Genomic DNA, 7,358 nt, shown 5'->3' with positions numbered 1-7,358 from the left:
CTCGCGCGCATCTGGCTTGATTATGAAGTGAATGCTGATGGCTCTGTTCTGGTAAAAACATATCACCGTACACACCCGGAAGCGCCTGAGTTTGCAAGAAACGAAATCAACGGGTTAACTAATGGCGAGCCAGCAGACATTCCTGAAGATTCTTTTGTTTCTGTACGTGTTGAAATGCCACCAGATAGTATCTGGAACCAGCGACAGAATGATGCTTTGGAAGCGGATGTGCAGAAACCTACCTCATAAATAAAACCGCCGCAAGTCGTATGCAAGAACGTGCGGCGGCAGGCTGGCGTTCGTTCGATAGTGCGAGTATTGAATGATTGCCAGCAATGACACATTTTATCTGAGATTTATCAATGCGCAATTAAACATTGCTCAACGATAGATGTCAGCTTTCTTGCCAAATCTTCCCGCCTTATGACAATCCAGTTATTTTTCTGAGCCAGTTGCACCCATGACTCGAGATTTATTACTAAGTCATCATCACCCAGGGGCAATTCGTTGATTGTCGTGCCATTACGTTTGTAACAGATTGTGCGGGTATCGTAGCTGCAAGAAGGCTTTGGTTTGATGCCTGGAGAATTAGCTCCGAAATAGCAATCTTCCAGTTTCTCGAACACGTCCCACGCCTGATCGGTTTCGAGCATTTTAGCATGGCGGGCGGCGCCGCGTTCTGTCCAGAGGATGAGGGAGCGGGCTTTGGGGGAAACTGGAGTTTGTGAGTTACTTAAAGTAACCCGCAAATTTTTCAACTCATCGCCAACAACCTTGAAAAAGTGTTTTCCCTCAGTAAATCGCTCAGCATTACGGGTGTAATTTACTTTGATATTGTTGATCTCAGTACAGTAAAGCTGTGCCAACAGTTCTGTGGTGATGACTGGGATCTGATTGTGAGTGATTGGGGAAAGAGCTTCGACAGTAATTTGAGTGGTCATAACGATAACTCCGTACACTTGGAAATTATCGCCACCGACGACGCCAATCGAACTGGTGGCGAACTGTGCAGGGTTGGCGTAACCGGGTACGGAAACCGGCGAGCCTTTCGGCTCCCCCACACAGCCCGCCATAAATCGCGAATGTGACTGCGCAAACGACATGAAAAAAGACGCAGGCGCGTCTCATATCGCTCCGTAAACATCCGGGACGCCAATCCCGACGCCAGATTTTACTGGCGTGCACAGAATATAGCCCCGGACATAACCAGAGGTCAACAAAGTGTTGGTATATGAAACCAAAACAAATGATTAAAACATTGATTTTTAAGAGGGGAAACTTTGGTGAATATACCAGGGAAAAGAAGTAACTAGTTGAAAAAACAGTGGTTAACATCGGTCTCGAAAACCGGAGTAGGGGCAACTCTACCGGGGGTTCAAATCCCCCTCTCTCCGCCACTATTCAAGCACTTACCCCACCCGCTGTCAGTGACGCAACTCTCGTTGAGCAAAATGAATTGACGAACTCACGTTTTTTACGCCTTGATGTGCGTCATGTTTTTTTACCGTGTCTGGACAATTTCGGACATATCAAAGACGTGAGACTGGTATAGCAGGCAACAAAAAGCCCGCCAGAGGCGGGCTTGGGCGAGGCGGTGGGATTAGAACTGATACACTAAGCCCACTGCAACAATATCATCGGTTGCGATACCGTTATCCGCGTAGAAGTTATCGTCTTCGTCCAGCAGGTTGATTTTGTAGTCAACGTAGGTGGACATGTTTTTGTTGAAGTAGTAAGTCATACCCACGTCAACGTATTTCACCAGATCTTTGTCGACATAGCGCCAGTGACCACGATGAATATCCTGGCCGCCTAAGTCGACGCCTTTAGATTGCAGGTACGCGATAGACGGACGCAGACCGAAGTCGAACTGATACTGTGCGACAACTTCGACGTTTTGGGTCTTGTTAGCGATGCCGCCTTCAAAATCTTCACCACTTCCGTAAGAAGTCATATTGCGGGTTTCTGCATACATGGCTGCCAGATATACGTTGTTAGCATCGTATTTCGCGCCAACGGTCCAGGCTTCAGCCGTTTCGCCGCCAGCATATTTGTTAGCCTGACTGCGATCGCCATAACCGCGACGAACCTGATTATCGGTACGATCGGAAGTAGAGTAAGCAGCCCCCAGGCTCAGCCCGAAGTCAAAGTCGTAAGACGCGGACATACCGAAACCGTCGCCATTCTCACGTGCCAGTTTACGATCACCGCCATTACCTGTGCCTTCACCTGAACCCGGGTTTTCATTGTTACCCTGATACTGCAGCGCAAAATTCAGACCGTCTACCTGTCCAAAGAAACCGTTATTACGGTAGGTGGCAACGCCGTTGGTACGACCGGTCATGTAGACATCGGTCTGCGTCCAGGTATCACCGCCGAACTCCGGCAGCATATCGGTCCATGCTTCAACGTCGTAAACCACACCGTAATTGCGACCGTAGTCGAAGGTGCCATTCTGACCGAAGCCTAAACCCGCGAAACCCAGACGGGTCCAGGAGTTAGCGCCTTCGCCTTCAGTGGTATTTGCCTGGATATTGTATTCCCACTGACCGAAGCCCGTTAACATGTCGTTAATCTGCGTTTCGCCTTTGAAGCCTAAACGCGCATAAGACATATCGCCGTCGTTACCCGTGTCATCAGAGAAATAGTGCAGACCATCAACTTTGCCGTACAGGTCCAGTTTATTGCCGTCTTTATTATAGATTTCCGCTGCATTTGCTGCGCCCGCAACCAATAATGCCGGGACAAGCATTGCCAATACTTTTCTTTTCATTATGTATTCCCTTATGATAATAACCATCATGAATAAGTGCTTTTTTCACGAAAGCACATTTGGATACTATTCTAAAGAGTTCATTATATTTTAAATATTACATGTAACAAATGTATTTAAAATATTTCAATATGTGTCTAACAGGGAATTTAAAATTCATGATATATGAGTCGATTACAATGTATTCATGATTGTTATCTATTTATATCAGATAGTTATTGGTTTTTGAGGTTGATTTTTACAATGAATATTTTATGCCTTCTCAAACACGACGCTTCAGGGGATAAGCATAAAAAAAACCGACATAAATGCCGGTTGTAAATGAGGGGGTAAATAAACGATAAAAAGGCTAATAACCTAATGATAATGCCATGTTTGATCTAAAGTGAAAAGGGCGCAGATAAAACACAATTATTATTGTTGTCATCAATGTATTCACTCGGAATAAACCTGACAAAAGCGGTAAAATAGGGTTGATATGCGAGATTTTCAGGCGCATGGGTAATTTGCGCCGGATCAAAACATATGCAAAATAAATGGTTGGTTTTTAGACAATCACCTCCACACCCGCATAATGTGACTATACTCACAAACAGTTAAGTGAAATTTGTTCTGCATCAGATCACAAAACTGGAGATTTCTTTGAGTCGTCTGGAAGTAAACGCAAGCCGTAGCCTGGGGGGCAAACTGGCGCTGTGGGTATTTTATGTCTTTTGCCTCTATTTCATCTGGGCAATGTTGCATTATGTATGGGTTATCAGTCATGTCGAATCTGCTCCGGTTGCCGGATTCGACAGCAGCCCCGGTTCAACCAGCGGGAAATGGCTGGGGGCGTTGCTCGGCTTTGTGGTGCTAAGCGTCGTGGGTGCCATTCTCGGCGCTATCGCCTGGTATACGCGCCCACGCACCTCGTCAGAGTGAACGCGGCGCTAAAAATTGCTACTGTAGCGGTTTCAAACGCACGGGAGGCAATGTGGATCTTCAGCACTGGCAGTCACAATTTGAAGCGTGGTTAGTCAACCACCATAACCAACAGGACGCCGCCCACGATATCTTCCATTTCCGCCGGGTCTGGGCGACTTCTCGTCAGCTCAGTCGTGGGCTGGCTGTGGATGAACTCGTGGTACTGACGGCCTGTTATTTTCATGACATTGTCAGTCTTGCTAAAAATCATCCTGAACGCCACCGCTCGTCTGTTCTTGCTTCCGCTGAAGCGCGCCGTATTCTTATTCATGACTTTCCCGGCTTCCCGGCATCACGGTTAGCGGCGGTTTGTCACGCCATTGAAGCCCATAGCTTCAGCGCCAATATAGCCCCCGTTACCCTGGAAGCGAAAATCGTACAGGACGCCGACCGGCTTGAAGCGCTGGGGGCGATTGGCCTGGCGCGTGTCTTCGCCGTTTCGGGTTCGTTAGGCGCGGCGCTATTCGATGCGGAAGATCCGCTTGCCCGGCGGCGAGCGCTCAACGATAAACAGTTCGCACTCGATCACTTCCAGACCAAACTGCTGGCGCTGCCCAACACCATGCAAACCGCCCGGGGGAGGGAACTGGCGCGACACAACGCAGATTTCCTGGTGACCTACATGGCGAAGCTCAGCGCCGAGCTGAAAGGCGAGTATGCGTCGCTGGACGCCACGGTGATTGCGGCGTTTAGCCCCAACCACGCGTGACGCCAAATTTATGTTACTCTCACATCACTCTTTTTTGGCCGGTTAAAGATATGCAGCACACTCTCTCAGTAGCGGACTCGCTGATTCCTGCGACAGACAATAGCGCGGAGTCGATACAGGCGATGCTGGCGAAGTTAATGGAAATCTATGATGTCAAAACGCTGGTGGCGCAGCTGAACGGGGTTGGCGAACACCACTGGAGTCCGGCCATCTTAAAGCGTGCGGTGGCGAACGCCTCGGTCTGGCACCGGCTGAGTGAACGTGAAGCGGCGCATTTGCGTACGTTGCTTCCCGCGCCGCCAGCGCATCATCCCCATTATGCTTTTCGCTTTATCGATCTTTTTGCGGGCATAGGCGGGATCCGCCGCGGGTTTGAAGCGATCGGCGGGCAGTGTGTTTTTACCAGCGAATGGAATAAACATGCGGTACGCACGTATAAAGCTAACTACTACTGCGACCCGGACAGCCATCACTTTAATGACGATATCCGCGATGTCACGCTGAGCCACCGCGAAGGCGTGAATGACGCTCAGGCGGCAGAGCACATTCGCCAGCATGTGCCGGAACACGATGTACTCCTGGCGGGCTTCCCCTGTCAGCCGTTTTCTCTGGCTGGCGTGTCGAAGAAGAATGCGCTCGGTCGCGCTCACGGTTTCGCCTGCGATACGCAGGGCACGCTGTTCTTTGATGTCGTGCGCATCATTGACGCGCGGCGTCCGCCGATCTTTGTGCTGGAAAACGTGAAAAACCTGAAAAGCCACGATCAGGGTAAAACGTTCCGCATCATTATGCAGACGCTTGACGAGCTGGGTTATGACGTGGCGGATGCAGAGGACAATGGCCCTGACGATCCGAAGATCATTGATGGCAAACATTTTCTGCCTCAGCACCGCGAACGCATTGTGCTGGTTGGGTTTCGCCGCGATCTCAACCTCAAGGGCGATTTTACCCTGCGGGACATCACCACGCGTTATCCGCAGCGGCGTATCACCCTTGGCGAACTTCTTGAACCTGTCGTTGAGGCGAAATATGTTCTGACGCCTGTGCTGTGGAAGTATCTCTACCGCTATGCGAAAAAACATCAGGCGAAGGGGAACGGTTTTGGTTATGGCATGGTATACCCGGCCAACCCGGACAGCGTCACGCGAACGCTGTCCGCTCGTTACTACAAAGACGGCGCGGAAATTCTGATCGATCGCGGCTGGGATATGGCGAAAGGCGAAGCCCATTTCGACGATCCGCAAAACCAGCAGCATCGTCCGCGTCGCTTAACGCCCAGAGAGTGCGCACGGCTGATGGGCTTTGAATCGCCGCAGGAATACCAGTTCCGCATTCCGGTTTCCGACACCCAGGCCTATCGTCAGTTTGGCAACTCGGTCATCGTGCCGGCCTTTGCCGCGGTGGCGAGCCTGCTGGAGGAGAAAATCAAAGCCGCTGTCGCCCTGCGTCAGCAAGGGATGGCCAGTGGCGGACGTTCACGATAAGGCCACGCGCAGTAAAAACATGCGGGCCATAGCGACCCGCGATACCGCTATTGAAAAACGTCTTGCCGCGCTGCTGACGGAACAGGGGATCGCCTATCGCGTCCAGGATGCCGGGCTGCCGGGGCGGCCTGACTTTGTGATCGACGATTATCGCTGCGTCATTTTCACCCACGGCTGCTTCTGGCATCAGCACCACTGCTATCTGTTTAAGGTGCCGGCGACGCGGACCGCGTTCTGGCTGGAAAAAATTGGCAAAAACGTCGAGCGCGATCGTCGTGATGTTCAGCGTCTAAAGGCGCTCGGCTGGCGGGTATTGGTGGTCTGGGAGTGCGCCCTGCGCGGGCGGGAAAAACTCAGCGACGCCGCTCTGTCCGAACGTCTTGAAGAGTGGATCTGCGGGGATGGCGCCCCCGCGCAGATCGACACGCAGGGAATACACCTACTGTAGCGTTTTATCTTTTACCGTCGTCGCCACAACCGGTTTAGCCGGGAACAGATATTTACCCAGCGTTACCAGCACGACCGCAAAGACGATAACCCCCAGCGCCAGCCATTCAATCGGCGCCAGACGTTCGCCGCCAAGTCCGGTGCCCAGCAATACCGCCACTACCGGGTTCACATAGGCATAGCTGGTTGCCAGCGCCGGGCTGACGTTGCGGATAAGATACATGTAGGCGTTAATCGCGATGATTGACCCAAACACCGCCAGGTAACCGACGGCGAAGAAGCCGGAAAGCGAGGGCAGCGCGGTAAGCTTTTCACCGCTAAGAAACGACGCGCACATCAGCACCACGCCAGCGGCCAGCATTTCAATGGCGCCCGCCATCATGCCCACCGGTAGCGTAATACGCGAGCCGTAAACGGAGCCGAACGCCCAGCTAATGGAGCCAATCAAAATCAACATCGCCCCCCACGGATTACCGCTTAAATTGCCGCCGCTGTTAAGCATGACAATCCCCGCCAGACCAATCGCAATCCCCATCCACTCGAGCTTACGGGTCCTGATGCCGAAGAAATGGCTGAAACACAGGGTGAACAACGGGACTGTCGCCACGACTACGGCGGCGATACCCGAAGGGACATTCTGATGTTCAGCCACGGTAACCAGTCCGTTGCCGACGGCTAACAGGAGAATGCCAATCAGCGCGGCGTTGAGCAGGGGCCGTAGCGGTGGGAGCTTATGTCCCCGAAGCAGTAAAAAGGCGGTTAACAGCACGCCAGCGGCCAGGAAGCGCACGCCGGCCATCATCAGCGGCGGCCAGCTCTCCACGCCGATACGGATAACGAAATACGTGGAACCCCAAATGATATACAGGGCGAATAACGCACTGAAAAGCGGTAACAACTGCCGAAAACGCATAATCCCTCACGGGCGAAAGAGTCAGAATCAATAGAGTAAACGCGAAAATACCTGCCTGGCGAGCACTAT

At 51.7% G+C, this 7,358-nt stretch carries 7 protein-coding genes, 1 tRNA gene and 1 pseudogene; 6 read left to right on the top strand and 3 right to left on the bottom strand.

Annotated elements, in window-relative coordinates:
- Nucleotides 1-249: pseudogene (locus tag APU02_RS23845) on the top strand (hypothetical protein); the annotation flags it as partial.
- A gap of 110 nt (nucleotides 250-359) precedes the next feature.
- Here APU02_RS23845 and APU02_RS23840 read toward each other — a convergent pair.
- Nucleotides 360-941 carry an ORF6N domain-containing protein gene (locus APU02_RS23840; protein ID WP_060571462.1) on the bottom strand — a complete coding sequence of 194 codons (582 nt, stop codon included), beginning with the start codon at nucleotides 939-941 and terminating at the stop codon, nucleotides 360-362.
- Between the two features lie 355 nt (nucleotides 942-1,296).
- On the opposite strand from APU02_RS23840, the gene APU02_RS23835 reads away from it, so the two are divergent.
- Nucleotides 1,297-1,397, top strand: a tRNA-Ser gene (locus tag APU02_RS23835).
- Nucleotides 1,398-1,600: 203 nt separating this feature from the next.
- On the opposite strand, the gene ompC is transcribed toward APU02_RS23835, so the two are convergent.
- The gene (gene ompC, locus APU02_RS23830) at nucleotides 1,601-2,773 is read right to left on the bottom strand and encodes a porin OmpC (protein WP_060571449.1); all 1,173 of its coding nucleotides are present in this window, start codon (nucleotides 2,771-2,773) and stop codon (nucleotides 1,601-1,603) included.
- A 651-nt stretch (nucleotides 2,774-3,424) separates the two neighbouring features.
- Between ompC and drpB the strand changes: the two genes are divergently transcribed.
- The 4 genes from drpB to APU02_RS23810 are packed head-to-tail and all read left to right on the top strand — an operon-like array spanning nucleotide 3,425 to nucleotide 6,377.
- Nucleotides 3,425-3,694 (top strand): cell division protein DrpB, encoded by a 270-nt coding sequence (drpB, locus tag APU02_RS23825; protein ID WP_082636905.1) that lies wholly within the window; start codon nucleotides 3,425-3,427, stop codon nucleotides 3,692-3,694.
- 52 nt (nucleotides 3,695-3,746) lie between these two features.
- Complete coding sequence (locus tag APU02_RS23820) at nucleotides 3,747-4,445, top strand: phosphohydrolase (RefSeq protein WP_060571448.1); 699 nt, start codon at nucleotides 3,747-3,749, stop codon at nucleotides 4,443-4,445.
- A gap of 50 nt (nucleotides 4,446-4,495) precedes the next feature.
- Nucleotides 4,496-5,929 carry a DNA cytosine methyltransferase gene (locus APU02_RS23815; protein WP_060571446.1) on the top strand — a complete coding sequence of 478 codons (1,434 nt, stop codon included), beginning with the start codon at nucleotides 4,496-4,498 and terminating at the stop codon, nucleotides 5,927-5,929.
- On the top strand, nucleotides 5,910-6,377 hold the full coding sequence (locus tag APU02_RS23810) for a very short patch repair endonuclease (protein WP_042284083.1): 468 nt from the start codon (nucleotides 5,910-5,912) through the stop codon (nucleotides 6,375-6,377). The genes APU02_RS23815 and APU02_RS23810 overlap by 20 nt, the downstream gene beginning before the upstream one ends.
- Here the strand turns inward: APU02_RS23810 and yedA are convergent.
- Complete coding sequence (gene yedA, locus APU02_RS23805) at nucleotides 6,369-7,289, bottom strand: drug/metabolite exporter YedA (RefSeq protein WP_060571444.1); 921 nt, start codon at nucleotides 7,287-7,289, stop codon at nucleotides 6,369-6,371. The genes APU02_RS23810 and yedA overlap by 9 nt on opposite strands.
- Nucleotides 7,290-7,358: the final 69 nt, after the last annotated feature.

It is taken from the genome of Citrobacter sp. 50677481 (genome assembly GCF_001463265.1).
Taxonomy (GTDB): Bacteria; Pseudomonadota; Gammaproteobacteria; order Enterobacterales; family Enterobacteriaceae; genus Citrobacter_A; species Citrobacter_A sedlakii.
The sequence above is the reverse complement of the archived record's forward strand: the minus strand, read 5'-3'. Positions and strand labels throughout refer to the sequence as shown.

Bases quoted from the DNA above. Each gene is read 5' to 3' on its own strand.
- APU02_RS23815 (WP_060571446.1), top strand. From the start codon at position 4,496: ATGCAGCACACTCTCTCAGTAGCGGACTCGCTGATTCCTGCGACAGAC.
- APU02_RS23840 (WP_060571462.1), bottom strand. From the start codon at position 941: ATGACCACTCAAATTACTGTCGAAGCTCTTTCCCCAATCACTCACAAT.
- ompC (WP_060571449.1), bottom strand. From the start codon at position 2,773: ATGAAAAGAAAAGTATTGGCAATGCTTGTCCCGGCATTATTGGTTGCG.
- yedA (WP_060571444.1), bottom strand. From the start codon at position 7,289: ATGCGTTTTCGGCAGTTGTTACCGCTTTTCAGTGCGTTATTCGCCCTG.